Below are 15,582 nucleotides of genomic sequence, written 5' to 3'. Positions count from 1 at the left end.
GCAAAAACGGAGGGCAACAGCCCGAGGACGACCCGATCGGAAGCGAAAAACGCCATCAAAGTCGAAAGCCCGTCACTGATACGCGCTCGAAATCGGTCCGCGGGCATTTGTTCAGCACTTCCTTAGCGCTCACGATTTTGGCGGAGGCGCAAATATGTGTAGGCCCCAACAGAGTGCCCCCAAATGCCAGAAGATATTGACGGAACCGATTGCAGTTGGCTGGGCGAGCTGACCGATACCGAGCGCACCGAACGACAGCAGACTGAAACCAACGAAGAAAGAAATTTTTGGAAAAGGGAATACGAGAAATTGGTTGATTAGTTCGTATGCAACCAGAACCAGACCGACACCAGCGATAAAGGCGACGGTTCTAGCGAGAAACTTGACCCAAGGAATAGGCGAGGAAAAGAGCGAAAGAATACAAGGGGTGCTCTCGAAGTTCATTACCCAGAAGCCAAAATCTACGAACAAAGCAGCCCCAAGAAATGGAACCACCATGAGGACAGCGAGCTTGCTCAAGCTCTCAATATCTTTAGGGGCGAAAGACTCTGACATATTTCGTGTTCCTGTGAGCGCTAACGTGTTGTACATCAAATCTGATGGATATTCCGGGAGGTGCTGTGTAAACCACCACCTATTCCGTTGATATTTGTCAATTAGATCATTGTCTTGCAAGCTATTCCGGTCTGGTGGTCCTACGCTGCTACACCCCAAACCCTGCATCGTGCTGGAGACGCCCGGAACCTTGCGTGGGGGCACGAGTACAGATGCCACTTCGAAACCCTATGGCGTATGAGTTTAGGGGATGTGGGTACGCGAAGGAAGCGTAGGGGGCGCAGTTGATGCTGCGTCCGCTATCGAGTCGTCCTGTTTAGCCGCAGGGGGCAGAGCAGAAATGCGCGCTCCCGCACGTTCAAACCTGCGCGACGGCTCCGGGCGGATGTGGTTTCCCCTTCGGCAAGCTCAGGACGAACGGGTCTGTCGAAGGATGAACGGGCTTGTTCGGAGATTCCCCTGTTCCGGCCGTGTCGGTGGTCCGACCGTTCCCACCGGCGACCAGTCCCTTGGCAGCAAGCCGATCCCCGAAGCAGTGCGGTATCCTTGCCGGTCCTGATCGTCCGGCGGTTCCGTCCGCCCGAGTTTCCGCCCCCGTGAGCTACGCCAATTCCCGCATTCCCTCCAGCGCCCAGCAGGGTGTGCACGAGAACCTCGCCCGCCTCGTGGAGCGCCACCTGCGGGAGCCCTTCCGCAAGCCTTACGCCGATTACAACCGTGCCGCCTTCGAGGCCAGCCTGGCAGGCTGGGACGGTCGCGCACCGCTGATCCTGGATGCGGGCTGCGGGGTGGGGCACAGCACCATTCAGATTGCGCGGGCGTTTCCCGACCACTGGGTGATCGGCGTGGATCAGTCGGCCGACCGCCTCGAACGGCGCAAGCCGTACCCGGATGCGCTGCTGCCGCGGAACATGGTGTTCGTGCGTGCGGACCTGGTGGATTACTGGCGGCTGCTGCACGATGCTGGGCTGCGCCTGGCGCGCCATTACATCCTGTATCCCAATCCCTGGCCCAAGATCGGCCATCTGGCGCGGCGCTGGCATGCCCATCCGGTATTCCCGTGGCTGGCGAAGCTCGGCGGTGTGCTTGAATGTCGCAGCAACTGGCAGGTCTATATTGAAGAATTCGCCCTTGCACTCGGCATGGCGGCCGGCCGGCCGGTGGCTTGGGAGCGCTTCGAGGCCGAGGTGCCGCTGACGCCGTTCGAGCGCAAGTACCGGGATTCCGGCCAGGCGCTCTTCCGCGTGGGGTGCGACCTGGGCGGCGGCGAAGCGGCGGGGCAGGCATCCCATTCAACCAGCGGAGTGCAGCAATGAACCAGGACGAGATCGAAGCCCACATCCTCAGCGACGACGAGTTCGAGGCGCTGGAGGAACTGCTGACCTCCGACGTGGTGCCCGAGGACTGCATGGACCTGGAGATGCTCGACGGCTTCCTCGCCGGTGTCGTCGCCAGCCCGCAGCCCATCGTACCGGCCGGCTGGCTGCCGGCGGTGTGGACCGCGCACGCGGAGGAGGTGTCCTTCGGTTCCGGGCGGCAGATGCAGGAGGCCATCCGCCTGGTGCTGCGCTACCACAACGAGCTGGTGGCGACGATAGGCGCCGAGGAGAGCTGGGAGCCGTTCTGCTTCGCGACCGGGGAGGGCGACACGCTGGCGATCGGCGAGGAATGGATGGCCGGCTTCACCCTGGGCCTGGAGCTGTGGCCGGAAGACTGGGAGGACATCGTGCCGGACGAGGATGCCGCCGCGGTGCATGAGGAAATCGCCCGGCTCGCCGCCACCTGGGGCAGCCCGGCGGCGGCCACGGCCGACGACGAGACCCGTCTGCTGTGGCTGGAGGAGGCGGGCCAGGCGGTGGCGCGCATCCGCGCGCGCTGGGAGGCCGCGGGCCTGGCCGGGCCGCAGCCGGTGCAGGTGGACGTGCCGTCCGCGGCCGCGCCCGGTGGGCCGGGGCGCAACGACCCCTGCCCCTGCGGCAGCGGCAAGAAGTACAAGAAGTGCTGCGGGGCCGATCCGGCGTGAGTGACGCTGGCGGCAGCGATCCGTGCACGCGTTGTGGCTCGTGCTGCGCGGCCTTCCGCGTGGATTTCCATCCGTCCTGTCTTGAAAGCCGCGAGGCGGGCGGGGTGCCGGACGCGCTCACCGTACCGCTCACCACCCAGCTCGTGCGCATGCGCGGCACCGACGCGGCCGCGCCGCGCTGCGTGGCGCTGCGGGGGGAGATCGGCATGGCAGTCGGCTGCAGCATCTACGCCCGGCGTCCGCCGCCGTGCCGCGACTTCGCGCCCTACGCGCCGCTGGGCATCGGCGACGACGGCTGTGCGCGGGCGCGGCGGCGGCACGGGCTGGCGCCGCTGTGAGCCATCCGGCGAGCGGATTCCGGCAAACAACATTCCTGCAAAAGTTGTTTTGATTCAGCCGCTTAATGCCCGTTGCGATGCTTGATTTCGGCTGCCGAACGGCTAGAATCCGCGCGCCGATTTCGACGCTTCAAGACAGGTCTTGGAAACCTTCAACCCCTGCATCGCCTGCGGCATCTGCTGCACGCATTTCCGCATCTCCTTCTACTGGGCCGAGGCCGACGATGCGCCCGGCGGCTTCGTGCCGGCGGAGATGACCGAAAAGCTCACCCACCACATGCGCTGCATGAAGGGCAGCAACGACCTGCCGCGGCGCTGCAGCGCCCTTGCCGGCACGGTGGGCGAGGCGGTGCTGTGCACGATCTACGAGAACCGCCCCACGCCCTGCCGCGAATTCCCGGTGTATTTCGACGACGGCACGCCCAACCCCAAGTGCGACGAGCTGCGTGCCACCATCGGCCTGCCGCCGCTGCCGCCTTTCTTCCCGCTGCCGCGGGCGGCTTGAGTTTCGATCGACAAACCGTTCGCCCTGAGCTTGTCGAAGGGCGTTGCACAGAGCGGGCTTCGACAAGCTCAGCCCGAACGGTGGTCCGGTATTTCGTTGCCGGTTAATAGTCCGCCGGCTCGGCAACCTCGGCCAGCAGCCTGAGCGGCCCGGCGGTGCGGATCAGCTCGATCTGCGCCGGGCGGCGCACGAAGAGCGAACCGGCGAAGCCCAGGGCGTTCACCGAGATGTCCTCCCAGTGTTCCCGCCGGCGCGGCACCAGCAGCATCCAGTCGCGGTCGAGCAGCAGGTTGTAGGGCGGCATGGGATCTGCCGCGGCGGGTACGTCCAGGGCGGCGCACAGGCGGACGAAGGCGGCGTGCAGGCGTTCGCCGGCGGCCTGCGGGCGGTCCCATTCCACTGTATTCAGCCGGACGAAGGCATGGCGGTAGGGCAGTTCCGCCAGCGTGTGCACAGCCGTGTCGCCGGCCTGGGCGGTCAGGCGGGCGGTCTGGGGCGCGAGGGAAGCCTCGCCGGCCGCGGCGGGAATCCACTGCAGGTGCTTGTGGCGCTGGCTGGCGCCGGCCGCCGCGCCGCCGTTGTAGAAGCCCAGCCCGCCGTGGGGCCCCATGACGAAGGCGAGCGCGGCGAAATCGGCTGCGGTCAGCGGTGCGGTCTGGTCTTCGAAGGCGCGGGTGATCACCAGCAGGTGGCGGTCGATGACCGGGAACTTGTTCAGCACCGCCAGATGCGCCTCGCCCAGCGGGCCGACGGTGAGGGCGGGTTCGGGCGGCAGGAAGGGGTTGAAGTCCCCGTCGCGCCGTCCAGCGGCCTGTTCCCGCGCCGCGTGCTTGTGTTCGAGGCTGGAAATCCAGCGCACGCTGAATGGCAGGGCGCCGTTCTCCAGCGTGGCCCGTTCGGTGAGGATGGGCTGCAGTGAGCCGCTTTCCAGGGCGCGGTTGCGGGTCAGTTCGATGCGGGCGAGCAGGCCGCTCGGGGCGGCTGGGGCGGTCTGGGCCATGGCGGCGGGCGGCGTTGTCGGCGACAATTCGGGACGTGGCGGGGCGGCCCGCCGGTTTCCACGGATTCTACGCGCTGCCGGCCGGCAGCGCCGGAGCAGGGCATGCCATCACCGAAGACGCAGCGCTTCGCCGTACGCGGCGATCACATCCAGCTCGACCAGTTGCTGAAGACCCTCGGCCTGGTGGAGTCGGGCGGGGCCGCCCATGCGGCGGTGGAGGCCGGCCAGGTGCGGGTCGATGGCGCGGTGGAGACGCGCAAGCGCGCCAAGCTGCGCCCGGGGCAGCGGGTGAGCTTCGCCGGCGAGACCATCGAGCTGGTGGCGGCGGAGGGCTGAAGGGTTCAGCCCGGCAGGCGCAGCCGCACTTCGTTCTTGCGCCGGCCGCCTAGCCTTTCCCATATCCGGCCGCCGGGCATGTCTTCGCCGGTGAGTACGTAGCCGAGGGCGTGTTCGTTGGACAGGCACAGGTCGAGGTCGCTGCGCGCATCGGGGCGGCCGACCAGCAGCAACTCGTCGCCGGCACGGATCGGCGTGTCGCCCAGCGGCATCACCAGGTGATCGTCATCATCGCGCACGAGGTGGACTACCTCGCACTGCAGGTATTCGGCGCGGTTTTGCGGCGAACGCAGCAGTTCGTCCAGGGTGACGTCCTCGCCGTCCATCAGGCGGCGGTAGAGGGCGGGCGCGCGGGACAGGTTGATGCGCTCGCTCCACACCGTGGGCACCTCCCAGCCGAAGCGGCCGGTGAGGCGCTTGCACAGCCAGGCGCACCATTCCTCGTCGCGCTGCTTCACCTCTTCCAGGAAGGGCACCAGCAGCGGCGTGTTGAGGATGGCCAGGCATTCGTGGGCGATGATCTCGCTCGGCACCATATTGAAATCCGCGTCGAAGGCGTCGAAGAGCGCGCCGTTGCTGTAGTGGTTCTGGCGGATGACGACGAACAGGTTCCGGTTCAGTTCCCGCGCGGTGACGGCGATGGACAGGTTGTCCACGTCCGAACTGGTGCCGGCCACGATGCCGACCGCCTCGCGCACGCCGGCCGCCTCCAGCGCGGCGGCGCCGGTGCCGTCGCCCTGCACCCAGCGGTGGTCGAGGTCTTCGGGCGGATGGCGGTCGATGATGGTGACGGGCACCGACTTGCTGTCCAGCGCCCGTGCCATGACGCGGCCGAAGCGGCCATGCCCGCACAGGATCCACTTGCCGCGGGGCGGCTCGCGGTAGCGTTCCACGGTGGTGCCGGGCAGGCCGGTCAGCCAGGCCAGCAACTGCCAGGCGGTGGGCGACTGCAGGGCGAGGCCCAGGTAGTCGCCGAACTTCTCGAAGGGGTTGATGATGTGCCGCGTGCCGAAGGAGGCCATGTTGGCCGCGGTCTCGGCGGATTCGGCACGGCACAGGGCGGGGGTCCTGGGCGCCAGCAGGCGGGCGGCGATGGCGATGGCCAGGTTGGCGCGGTCGTCGTTGGTGAGGGCGATGACGCCGACGCAGTACGGGCTGGCAAGCCCCGCCAGGCGCAGGGTTTCCGGGTTGGAGGCATCGGCGACGAGGGCCGGCACGTCGGCCGCGTAGCCGTGCAGGTCGATCTCGCCCACCTTGTCCTCGTCCACTTCGAGGACCACGGCGCGGTAGCGCAGGCGGTCCAGGGCGCCGCAGATGAGCCGGCCGGTCTCGCCGTAGCCGCACACCAGGTAGAAGGGGTCGCGCAGGCGTCGCACCGCCCGCGTGAAGCGCTGGGTGAGGATGGCCTGGCGCAGGCTGCGGTCGCCGAGCAGGGCGAACAGGGTGGCCAGCGTGTAGGCCCAGCCGATCACCGACAGGTAGATGCATACCGTCACCCACAGGCGCTGCTGGTTGGAGAACTCGTGGGGGATCTCGCCGAAGCCTATGGTGGTGGCGGTGTAGCTGATGAAGTAGAAGGCATGGAAGAAGCTCAGGTACTGGACCTGGCCGTTCTCGTCCATCCCGGGGGCGAGGGTGAGGCCGAGCACCGATATGGCGAGAATGGTGATCAGCAGGATCAGCGGCGCGCGCAGGCGCCGCATGATGAGCAGGAAGATGCTGTGGTGGCGCGACAGGGGCGTCATGGCGCGCTCGGGGCGGTTCAGCGGCGCTGCATGATGGTTTCGGCGATCAGGATGACCACCGAGATGCCGTTGGCCAGCAGCGCGCCGCCCGAGAGCGAAACCACCTTGGCGGTCATGTCGGGCGTCAGTCCTCCGGCCGACACGTGGGCCGCGTAGCCCCACACCATGGCCGCGGCGATCAACTGCAGGTCCGCCACCAGGCTGGTGGACAGATGCACCGCGCCGATCTGCGTGCGGTCGCCGAACTTGAGCACGGTGGCGATCAGGCTCACCACGATGGCGGCGAAGAGCTCGTAGATGTCGTGGTGGATGGGATCGTCGATGTCGCCGATGAAGAAGCCGAAGTTCAACGTGGCGGCGAGGACGATGAAGAAGCCGAAGATGACTTTTTCGAGATTCACGGCGGCATCCGCTCAGACTATGGTGGAGCGATTATAGGGGGACATGCCGTCAGCCTTCGTGCAGATCGCCGTCCACGTAGTACCAGCGGCCGTCCTCGCGCACGAAGCGGCTGGTTTCGTGCAGCCGGCCGGCACGCCCGCCGACGCGGTAGCGGGCGACGAATTCCACGACGGCATGGTCCGCGTCCATGGCTTCGTGGCGCCGCACCTGCAGGCCTATCCACTTGGCGGCCGGGGTCTCGTCGAGGGCGAGCGCCGGCGGGCGGGTGGAGGCGTGCCAGGTGGCGAGCAGCCAGTCCTCCAGCCCCAGGGCGAAGGCGCTGTAGCGGGAGCGCATCAGCGCCTCGGCGGTGGCGGGCCACTGTGTGCCGGCGTGGGCCGGGCCGCAGCAGTCCGCGTAGCCGCGGCCGGAGCCGCAGGGGCAGGGGAGAGGGGATGAAGGCTTGCGCCTGGCGGACATGGGGGGCCTGCGAGAACGATGAAGGCACGCATCATAACTGTAGGAGCGGGCTTGCCCGCGATGCGGCGGTCATGAGCACCTGGAACCGCCGCATCGCGGCCAAGGCCGCTCCTACACGCCGCCTTTCCTAGGCGAGAATCCCCCGCAGCACGAAGGGCAGGATGCCGCCGTGGCGGTAGTAATCCACCTCGATGGGCGTGTCGATGCGGCACAGCACGGCCACCTCGCGCCGGCTGCCGTCGGCGCCGTGGATCACCAGGGTTAGATCCTGCTGCGGCTGCAGGTCGGTGGAGACGCCCACCACGTCGAAGGTCTCCTCGCCGGTCAGACCCAGGGCCTGCCAACTGTCCTTGCCCTTGAACTGCAACGGCAGCACACCCATGCCGACGAGATTCGAGCGGTGGATGCGCTCGAAGCTCTTCGCCACCACGGCCCTGACCCCCAGCAGCGCCGTGCCCTTGGCCGCCCAGTCGCGGCTGGAACCGGTGCCGTACTCCTCGCCGGCGAACACGATGGTCGGCACGCCGCGCTTCTGCCAGGCCATGGCGGCCTCGTACACCGTGGTCTGCTTGCCGTCCAGCAGCGTGTAGCCGCCTTCCACGCGGGAGCCGTCCTCCTTCGGCGGCAGCATCAGGTTCTTGACCCGCACGTTGGCAAAGGTGCCGCGCACCATCACGTCGTGGTGGCCGCGCCGCGAGCCGTAGGAGTTGAAGTCCTTGCGCTCCACGCCGTGGGACTTCAGCCACTGGCCGGCGGGCGTGGTCTCGGCGAAGGAGCCGGCCGGGGAGATGTGGTCGGTGGTCACCGAATCGCCGAGCAGGAGCAGGGTGCGCGCACCGGCGATGTCGCCGATGGCGCCGGGGCGGGGCGCGAAGTCGTCGAAGAAGGGCGGGCGAGCGATGTAGGTGGATTTGGGCCAGTCGTACACCTGGCCGCCCGGGGCGGAGATGGCGTTCCACAGGTCGTGGTCGCGGGTGAAGTCCGCGTACAAGCGGCGGAAGGTGGCCGGGTCCATGGCATAGGGCATGACCGCGTTGATTTCCTCCGAACTGGGCCAGATGTCGCGCAGGTAGACGTGATGGCCGTCGGCGCCGGTGCCCAGCGGTTCGTCGATCAGGTCCGCGTTCATCCGGCCCGCGATGGCGAAGGCCACTACCAGCGGCGGCGAGGCGAGGAAGTTGGCGCGGATGTTGGGGTGGATGCGCGCCTCGAAGTTGCGGTTGCCGGAGAGCACGGCGGCCGCGACGACCTTGTTGTCGTTGATCGCCTCGTTGAGTTCCGGCGCCAGGTCGCCCGCGTTGCCGATGCAGGTGGTGCAGCCGTAGCCGGCGAGCGCGAAGCCCAGTTTGGCCAGCGGCTCCAGCAGGCCGGCCTTTTCCAGGTAGTCGGTGACCACGCGCGAACCGGGCGCGAGGGAGGTCTTGATGTGCGGCGCCACCACCAAGCCGTGCTCCACCGCCTTCTTCGCCAGCAGGCCGGCGGCGATCAGCACCGCCGGGTTGCTGGTGTTGGTACATGAGGTGATGGCGGCGATCAGCACGTCGCCGTGGCCCAGGGTGACCCCCGGCAGGCCGGTGGGGAAGCGCGTGCCGAGCGCGGCCTCGGGTACGCCGAAGCCGCCGTCCACTTCGGGCGTGCCGAGCAGGCGGTCGAGTTCGTGTTCCATGTCCTGCAGCGTGATGCGGTCCTGCGGGCGCTTCGGTCCGGCCAGGGAAGGCACGATGTCGGTCAGGTCCAGTGTCAGCACGCGGGTGTAGTCGATGTCGCCCGCGCGCGGCACGCCGAACAGGCCCTGGGCGCGGAACCAGGCTTCGAACAGCTCGCATTCCTCTTCGCTGCGGCCGGTGCCGCGCATGTAGGCCACGGTTTTCTCATCGACGGGGAAGAAGCCCATGGTGGCGCCGTACTCGGGGGCCATGTTGGCGATGGTGGCGCGGTCGGGCACGGCGAGGCTGGCCGTGCCCTCGCCGAAGAATTCGACGAACTTGCCCACCACCTTCTCGCGCCGCAGCATCTCGGTGACGGTGAGCACCAGGTCGGTGGCGGTGATGCCCTCGCGCAATGCGCCCCTGAGCTCCACGCCGATCACGTCCGGGGTGAGGAAATACACCGGTTGGCCCAGCATGGCCGCCTCGGCCTCGATGCCGCCCACGCCCCAGCCGACCACGCCCACGCCGTTGATCATGGTGGTGTGGGAGTCGGTGCCCACGAGGGTGTCGGGGTAGTAGAGCGGGCCGTCCGGCGTGTCCTGCCGGCGCACGCCACGGAACAGGTATTCCAGGTTCACCTGGTGCACGATACCGATGCCCGGCGGCACCACCTTGAAGGTGTCGAAGGCCTGCATGCCCCATTTCATGAACTGGTAGCGCTCGCGGTTGCGCTGGAACTCCAGCTCCATGTTCTGCCGCAGCGCGAGCGGGGTGCCGTAGTGATCCACCTGCACCGAGTGGTCCACCACCAGGTCCACCGGCACCAGCGGCTCGATCTTCTTCGGATTCTGGCCTGTGCGCGCGGCCACGTTGCGCATGGCCGCCAGGTCGGCGAGCAGCGGCACGCCGGTGAAGTCCTGCAGCACCACGCGCGCGACCACGAAGGGGATCTCCTCGGTGCGCGGGGCTTCCGGCTGCCAGGCGGCGAGCTGGCGGATGTGGCCCTCGGTGATCTTGCGCCCGTCGCAGTGGCGCAGTACCGCTTCGAGCACGATGCGGATGGACACCGGCAGGCGCGACACCGCCCCCAGGCCGGCCTGTTCGAGCGCGGCGAGTTCGTGGAACAGGCCCTGGCGGCCGGAGGGCGTGGCGAAGGACTGCAGCGAAGCGAAGGTGTTTGCTGGCATGGTCGATCTCCCTGGCAATGGGCGGCGTGCCGCCGGACACAGAAGGTCCGACCCGCGTGCCGCGGACGTGTTCCCGCGTGTTCCATGCACCGTCTGGCCGGGTTTCCGCAGCCGCAGTGCCTAACTCACTTGTAGCCCAGTACCGGGATTCCCGCGACTTTCCGCACGCCGTGGCGTGCTCCGCGGCGCCCGCAGGAAGCTGGTGCACGGCGTGGCGCCGAAGGGTAGAATCCGGCCGGACGCGTTTCGATGCTGCGTTGCACCGCAAGTCTTATAAAAGACATATAATCTGCGCGAGCCGCTTCCGGGTGACCCCCCGGAAATCCCCTAGCCACCGTCACGAACAAGGAAGGAAGTCGCCGTGCTTGAAGCCTACCGTGCCCATGCCGCCGAGCGTGCCGCCCTCGGCATCCCCGCCCTGCCGCTGAACAAGCAGCAGACCATCGACTTGGTCGCCCTGCTGAAGAACCCGCCCGCCGGCGAGGAGGCCTTCCTGGTCGAACTGCTCACCTACCGTGTGCCGGCCGGCGTGGATGACGCCGCCAAGGTCAAGGCCGAGTTCCTGGCCCGCGTCGCCAAGGGCGAGGAAACCTGTGCGCTGGTGTCGCGCGCCAAGGCCACCGAACTGCTGGGCACCATGCTGGGCGGCTTCAACATCAAGCCGCTGATCGACCTGCTGGGCGATTCCGAAGTGGGCAAGATTGCCGCCGAGGGCCTGAAGAAGACCCTGCTGGTGTTCGACTACTTCCACGACGTCAAGGAACTGGCCTCCGCCGGCAACGCCAACGCCAAGGCGGTGCTGCAGTCCTGGGCCGACGCCGAATGGTTCACCAGCCGCCCGGAAGTGCCGGCCTCGCAGAAGCTCACCGTGTTCAAGGTCACCGGCGAAACCAACACCGACGACCTCTCGCCCGCACCGGACGCCTGGTCGCGCCCCGACATCCCGCTACACGCGCTGGCCATGCTGAAGAACCCGCGTCCGGGCATCACCCCGGAAGAGGCGGGCGTGCGCGGGCCGGTCAAGTTCCTCGAAGAGCTCAAGGCCAAGGGCAACCTGGTCGCCTACGTCGGCGACGTGGTCGGCACCGGCTCCTCGCGCAAGTCCGCCACCAACTCGGTACTGTGGTTCACCGGCGAGGACATCCCCTTCGTGCCGAACAAGCGCTTCGGCGGCGTGTGTCTGGGCTCCAAGATCGCCCCGATCTTCTTCAACACCATGGAAGACGCCGGCGCGCTGCCGATCGAGATCGACGCCGGCCAGATGGACATGGGCGACGAGATCGAGCTGAAGGTCGACCAGGCCAGCGGCAAGGTCACCGCGCTGAAGAACGGCGCGGTGATCGCCGAATCGCAGCTCAAGACCCTGGTGATCCTCGACGAAGTGCGCGCCGGCGGCCGTATTCCGCTGATCATCGGCCGCGGCCTCACCGCCAAGGCGCGCGAGGCCCTGGGCCTGCCGCCCTCCACCCTGTTCCGCCTGCCGCAGGCCCCGGTCGATAGCGGCAAGGGCTTCTCCCTGGCGCAGAAGATGGTCGGCCGCGCCTGCGGCCTGCCGGAAGGCCAGGGCATCCGTCCGGGCACCTACTGCGAACCGAAGATGACCACCGTCGGCTCGCAGGACACCACCGGCCCGATGACCCGCGACGAACTCAAGGACCTCGCCTGCTTGGGCTTCTCCGCCGACATGGTGATGCAGTCCTTCTGCCACACCGCCGCCTATCCCAAGCTGGTGGACGTGCGCATGCACCGCGAGCTGCCGAGCTTCATCAGCACCCGCGGCGGCGTGGCGCTGCGTCCGGGCGACGGCGTGATCCACTCCTGGCTCAACCGCCTGCTGCTGCCGGACACCGTCGGCACCGGCGGCGACAGCCACACCCGCTTCCCCATCGGCATCTCCTTCCCGGCGGGCTCCGGCCTGGTGGCTTTCGCCGCCGCCACCGGCGTGATGCCGCTGGACATGCCGGAATCCGTGCTGGTGCGCTTCAAGGGCACGCTGCAGCCGGGCGTGACGCTGCGCGACCTGGTCAATGCCATTCCGCTGTACGCGATCCGCCAGGGCCTGCTGACCGTCGAGAAGAAGGGCAAGAAGAACATCTTCTCCGGCCGCATCCTCGAAATCGAAGGCCTGCCGGACCTGAAGGTGGAACAGGCCTTCGAACTCACCGACGCTTCGGCCGAGCGCTCCGCCGCCGGCTGCACCGTCCATCTGAACAAGGCGCCGATCGTCGAGTACATGAACTCGAACATCACGCTGATGAAGTGGATGATCGCCAACGGCTACCAGGATGCCCGCACCCTCAAGCGCCGCATCAAGGCGATGGAAGAGTGGATCGCCAATGGTGAACTGCTCAAGGGCGACGCCGACGCCGAATACGCCGCGGTGATCGAGATCGACCTGGCCGACATCAAGGAGCCCATCGTCGCCTGCCCGAACGACCCGGACGACGTGAAGCTGCTGTCCGAAGTCGCCGGCGACAAGATCGACGAAGTCTTCATCGGCTCGTGCATGACCAACATCGGCCACTTCCGCGCCGCGGGCAAGGTGCTGGACGGCAAGTCCGACATCCCGACCCGCCTGTGGATCGCCCCGCCGACCAAGATGGACGCGATGATCCTCAACGAGGAAGGCTATTACGGCGTGCTCGGCAAGTCCGGCGCCCGCATGGAGATGCCGGGCTGCTCCCTGTGCATGGGCAACCAGGCGCAGGTCCGCAAGGGCAGCACTGCGATGTCCACCTCCACGCGCAACTTCCCGAACCGCCTGGGCATCGACACCCGTGTCTATCTCGGCTCGGCCGAACTGGCCGCGGTATGTGCGCTGCTGGGCCGGATTCCGACCGTGGCCGAGTATCTGGCCCAGGTCGAGGTGGTGAACCAGAAGGCCGGCGACATCTACCGCTACATGAACTTCGACCAGATCGAAGAGTTCAAGAGCGTGGCCGACACCGTTGAAGTGTGAGGTAGGGAGGCGGAGCGGGGCGCCCATGTAGCGCCGCCGCCCGTCCGGTAGAGACGCCCCTGTCCGGGAAACCGGCAGGGGCGTTTCCCTTTGCGGTTTGCTGGTGCCGGAACGCGGCGGCGCCTGAAGCACTCCTACCCGCGTGCCGAATTGACGAGGAGTACGACATGAGGACGAACGAAGGCGAGCGCAGCGGCAGGAAACTGCTGCCCTACCTGGGTCTGGTGCTGGTGGCGGCCGTGATCGGCGCCGTGGTGGCCTGGCTGTGGCGGCAGGAGACATCCGTGCCGGAGGTGGTCCAGCCGGCGCCGCAACCACCCGCCGTTGCGCCCGCACCCGACCTGCAGCCCGGCATCGGGATGCCCGGCGCCATCCAGCCCGAACGCCACTTTCCGCCGCCGGTCGCCGAGCCGGAAGAGGGGGCCCCGCCGCTGCCGCCGCTGGACGACAGCGATGCCGCCTTCGGCGAGGTCCTGTCCGGGCTGGCGGGCGACAGTGCCGGCCTGCTCATCGTGAATCACCTCGTGCGCCGCATCGTGGTGACGGTGGACAACCTGCCCGGAAACACATTGCCGGTGGCCCGTGCGCCGCTGCGCCAGGCGGAGGGCGCCTTCCGCGTGAGCGGGGCGCCGGACGCGCTGGTCATCGCACCGGACAACGCGGCGCGGTATTCGCCCTACGTGCGGCTTGCCGAGGCCGTCCCCGCCGATCGCCTGGTGGCGCTCTACGCGCGCTTCTATCCGCTGTTCCAGGCGGCCTGGGAGGAACTCGGCTACCCCGGCGGGACGCAGTTCAACGACCGGCTGATGGCGGTGATCGACCAGTTGATCGCCACGCCGGAGGTCCGCGATCCCATCCCCCTGGTCCAGCCCAGGGTGCGCTACCGTTTCGCCGACGAGCGCCTGGAAGCCCTGCCGGCCGGGCAGAAGATCATGATCCGCATGGGTGCCGACAACGCCGTGCGGATCAAGGCCAAGTTGCGCGAGATCCGTGTGCTGCTGGCCGGCGCGGGGCGGCGCGGCTGAGCGCCCGCCCCGCGCTCGCTGCTTACAGCAGCCGGAAAGCCAGGATGGTCACCAGCGTCGGCGGCACTGCGGCGACGAACAGGCCCAGCGGATTGACCGCGCCCTCGTTGAAATGGGGGCGCAGGATGGACATGCCCGCAGGGTTGGGGGCGTTGGCGATCACGGTCAGGCCGCCGCCGGTGACGGCGCCGGAGACCACGGCGTACTTGAATTCGTCGGTGAGTCCATCGACCAGCGAGGCCAGGTAGGTCAGTGCGGCGTTGTCGGTGACCGCGGTCAGCGCGGTGGCGCCGAAGTACACCGTGGTGGCGTTCATGCTTTTCAGCAGTGGTTCCAGCCACCAGGCCTGCTGGCCGCCGAGGATGACCAGGCCGGCGAGGAAGAAGGCCACCATGAGACCCTCCCGCAGGATGAGGCGGGTCTGGTAGGCGGGGTAGGCGGTGGCGACTCCCATGAAGAGCAGGAAGAGGCCCAGGAAGATGGGCGGATGGTGGGCGAAGACCACGATGAGGGCGAGCAGGAAGACGTGGATGGCTATCATCAGCGCAGGCACTTCGCCTTTTTCGCTGTCGGTTTCGCTCTGGGCGAGCCCCGTGAGTTCGGCGCGGAAGAGCAGCGTGGCGGCACCGGCGTTGATGATGGTCGCCACGGCGGCCTTCCAGCCGAAGTGGGAGAGCATGTGCAGGCTCGACCAATCCCAGGTGGCGGCCACCATCAGTACCGGCGGCGCAGCGAAGTTGGTGAGTGTGCCGCCGATGGAGACGTTGACGAACAGGGCGCCGATGGTCACGTACATCAACTGGCGCGAGATGCCCTTGCTGTAGTAGCGCTCGCGCAACATCATGGCCGCCAGCGTCATGGCCGCCGGTTCCGTGATGAAGGAACCCAGCAGCGGCACCACGGCCATGATGGTGAAGTAGGTGGCGATGGGTTCGGCCAGCGGGATGGAGCGGGCCACCATGCGCACGACGGCCGTGGTGAACTGCAGCACCGGCTTGCTGGCCGCGACCACCATGATGGCGAAGACGAACAGCGGCTCGGTGTAGTTGCGCGTATCCATGTATTCCACCGCCGCGTCCTTGCCCGCCACGAAGCCCATGAACAGGATCAGGACGATGGCCCAGAAGCCGAACACGGCTTCCACTTCGCCCAGCAGGTGCCACAGGCCGGCGTGCGCCGGGCGGGTGTGGGCGAGGTGTTCGAAGAACTTGGTCGAGAAGGTATGCAGTACAGCGATCGCGAACAGGGTCGCGCCGATGATCTGGATCGTCGTCGGATTCATGCGTGTTTACCGGGCGGGTTGACGGGGGGTGCTGCGGAGGCGAGCCGGGGAGGCTGGGGGCATGGGACGGTCGTTGCGGCGGGTTGGCATGGGCATATCCATTCGCCGTGCGGCGGC

At 67.6% G+C, this 15,582-nt stretch carries 14 protein-coding genes; 7 read left to right on the top strand and 7 right to left on the bottom strand.

Annotated features, from left to right (window positions below):
• Window positions 1-129: 129 nt before the first annotated feature.
• Window positions 130-555: a hypothetical protein gene (locus E6O51_RS19410; RefSeq protein WP_136386678.1), complete on the bottom strand. Its 426-nt coding sequence runs from the start codon at window positions 553-555 to the stop codon at window positions 130-132.
• Window positions 556-1,151: 596 nt separating this feature from the next.
• Between E6O51_RS19410 and trmB the strand changes: the two genes are divergently transcribed.
• The 4 genes from trmB (at window position 1,152) to E6O51_RS19390 (ending at window position 3,421) form a co-directional block, all read left to right on the top strand.
• Window positions 1,152-1,871 carry a tRNA (guanine(46)-N(7))-methyltransferase TrmB gene (trmB, locus tag E6O51_RS19405; protein WP_136386677.1) on the top strand — a complete coding sequence of 240 codons (720 nt, stop codon included), beginning with the start codon at window positions 1,152-1,154 and terminating at the stop codon, window positions 1,869-1,871.
• Window positions 1,868-2,578 (top strand): UPF0149 family protein, encoded by a 711-nt coding sequence (locus E6O51_RS19400; RefSeq protein WP_136386676.1) that lies wholly within the window; start codon window positions 1,868-1,870, stop codon window positions 2,576-2,578. The genes trmB and E6O51_RS19400 overlap by 4 nt, the downstream gene beginning before the upstream one ends.
• Entirely contained in the window at window positions 2,575-2,916 is a 342-nt protein-coding gene (locus E6O51_RS19395) for a YkgJ family cysteine cluster protein (RefSeq protein ID WP_136386675.1), read from the top strand. The genes E6O51_RS19400 and E6O51_RS19395 overlap by 4 nt, the downstream gene beginning before the upstream one ends.
• A gap of 142 nt (window positions 2,917-3,058) precedes the next feature.
• Window positions 3,059-3,421 (top strand): YkgJ family cysteine cluster protein, encoded by a 363-nt coding sequence (locus E6O51_RS19390; RefSeq protein ID WP_136386674.1) that lies wholly within the window; start codon window positions 3,059-3,061, stop codon window positions 3,419-3,421.
• 103 nt (window positions 3,422-3,524) lie between these two features.
• Here E6O51_RS19390 and E6O51_RS19385 read toward each other — a convergent pair whose 3' ends face one another.
• Window positions 3,525-4,421: an ATP adenylyltransferase family protein gene (locus tag E6O51_RS19385; RefSeq protein WP_136386673.1), complete on the bottom strand. Its 897-nt coding sequence runs from the start codon at window positions 4,419-4,421 to the stop codon at window positions 3,525-3,527.
• Window positions 4,422-4,523: 102 nt separating this feature from the next.
• Between E6O51_RS19385 and E6O51_RS19380 the strand changes: the two genes are divergently transcribed.
• Window positions 4,524-4,757, top strand: coding sequence for an RNA-binding S4 domain-containing protein (locus E6O51_RS19380; protein ID WP_136386672.1), 234 nt, complete (start codon window positions 4,524-4,526; stop codon window positions 4,755-4,757).
• A gap of 5 nt (window positions 4,758-4,762) precedes the next feature.
• Here E6O51_RS19380 and E6O51_RS19375 read toward each other — a convergent pair whose 3' ends face one another.
• From E6O51_RS19375 to acnA, 4 genes are all read right to left on the bottom strand, one after another.
• A complete protein-coding gene (locus tag E6O51_RS19375) occupies window positions 4,763-6,502 on the bottom strand; it encodes a potassium channel protein (RefSeq protein ID WP_136386671.1) in 1,740 nt (579 codons plus the stop codon).
• Window positions 6,503-6,519: 17 nt separating this feature from the next.
• Complete coding sequence (locus E6O51_RS19370; RefSeq protein WP_136386670.1) at window positions 6,520-6,903, bottom strand: DUF6394 family protein; 384 nt, start codon at window positions 6,901-6,903, stop codon at window positions 6,520-6,522.
• Window positions 6,904-6,952: 49 nt separating this feature from the next.
• A complete protein-coding gene (locus E6O51_RS19365; protein ID WP_136386669.1) occupies window positions 6,953-7,363 on the bottom strand; it encodes a YchJ family protein in 411 nt (136 codons plus the stop codon).
• Window positions 7,364-7,490: 127 nt separating this feature from the next.
• Window positions 7,491-10,199 (bottom strand): aconitate hydratase AcnA, encoded by a 2,709-nt coding sequence (acnA, locus tag E6O51_RS19360; protein WP_136386668.1) that lies wholly within the window; start codon window positions 10,197-10,199, stop codon window positions 7,491-7,493.
• 361 nt (window positions 10,200-10,560) lie between these two features.
• On the opposite strand from acnA, the gene acnB reads away from it, so the two are divergent.
• Both acnB and E6O51_RS19350 read left to right on the top strand, forming a co-directional pair.
• Window positions 10,561-13,158, top strand: a complete 2,598-nt coding sequence (acnB, locus tag E6O51_RS19355; RefSeq protein ID WP_136386667.1) for a bifunctional aconitate hydratase 2/2-methylisocitrate dehydratase — start codon at window positions 10,561-10,563, stop codon at window positions 13,156-13,158.
• A 167-nt stretch (window positions 13,159-13,325) separates the two neighbouring features.
• On the top strand, window positions 13,326-14,183 hold the full coding sequence (locus tag E6O51_RS19350) for a DUF3014 domain-containing protein (protein ID WP_136386666.1): 858 nt from the start codon (window positions 13,326-13,328) through the stop codon (window positions 14,181-14,183).
• A gap of 22 nt (window positions 14,184-14,205) precedes the next feature.
• On the opposite strand, the gene E6O51_RS19345 is transcribed toward E6O51_RS19350, so the two are convergent.
• Window positions 14,206-15,465, bottom strand: coding sequence for a putative Na+/H+ antiporter (locus tag E6O51_RS19345; protein WP_136386665.1), 1,260 nt, complete (start codon window positions 15,463-15,465; stop codon window positions 14,206-14,208).
• Window positions 15,466-15,582: the final 117 nt, after the last annotated feature.

The sequence above is a fragment of the Pseudothauera rhizosphaerae genome, from assembly GCF_004801305.1.
In the GTDB taxonomy this organism is placed as follows: Bacteria; Pseudomonadota; Gammaproteobacteria; order Burkholderiales; family Rhodocyclaceae; genus Pseudothauera; species Pseudothauera rhizosphaerae.
Note: the sequence above shows the minus strand (reverse complement) of the source record. Positions and strands in the feature narration are given on the sequence as shown.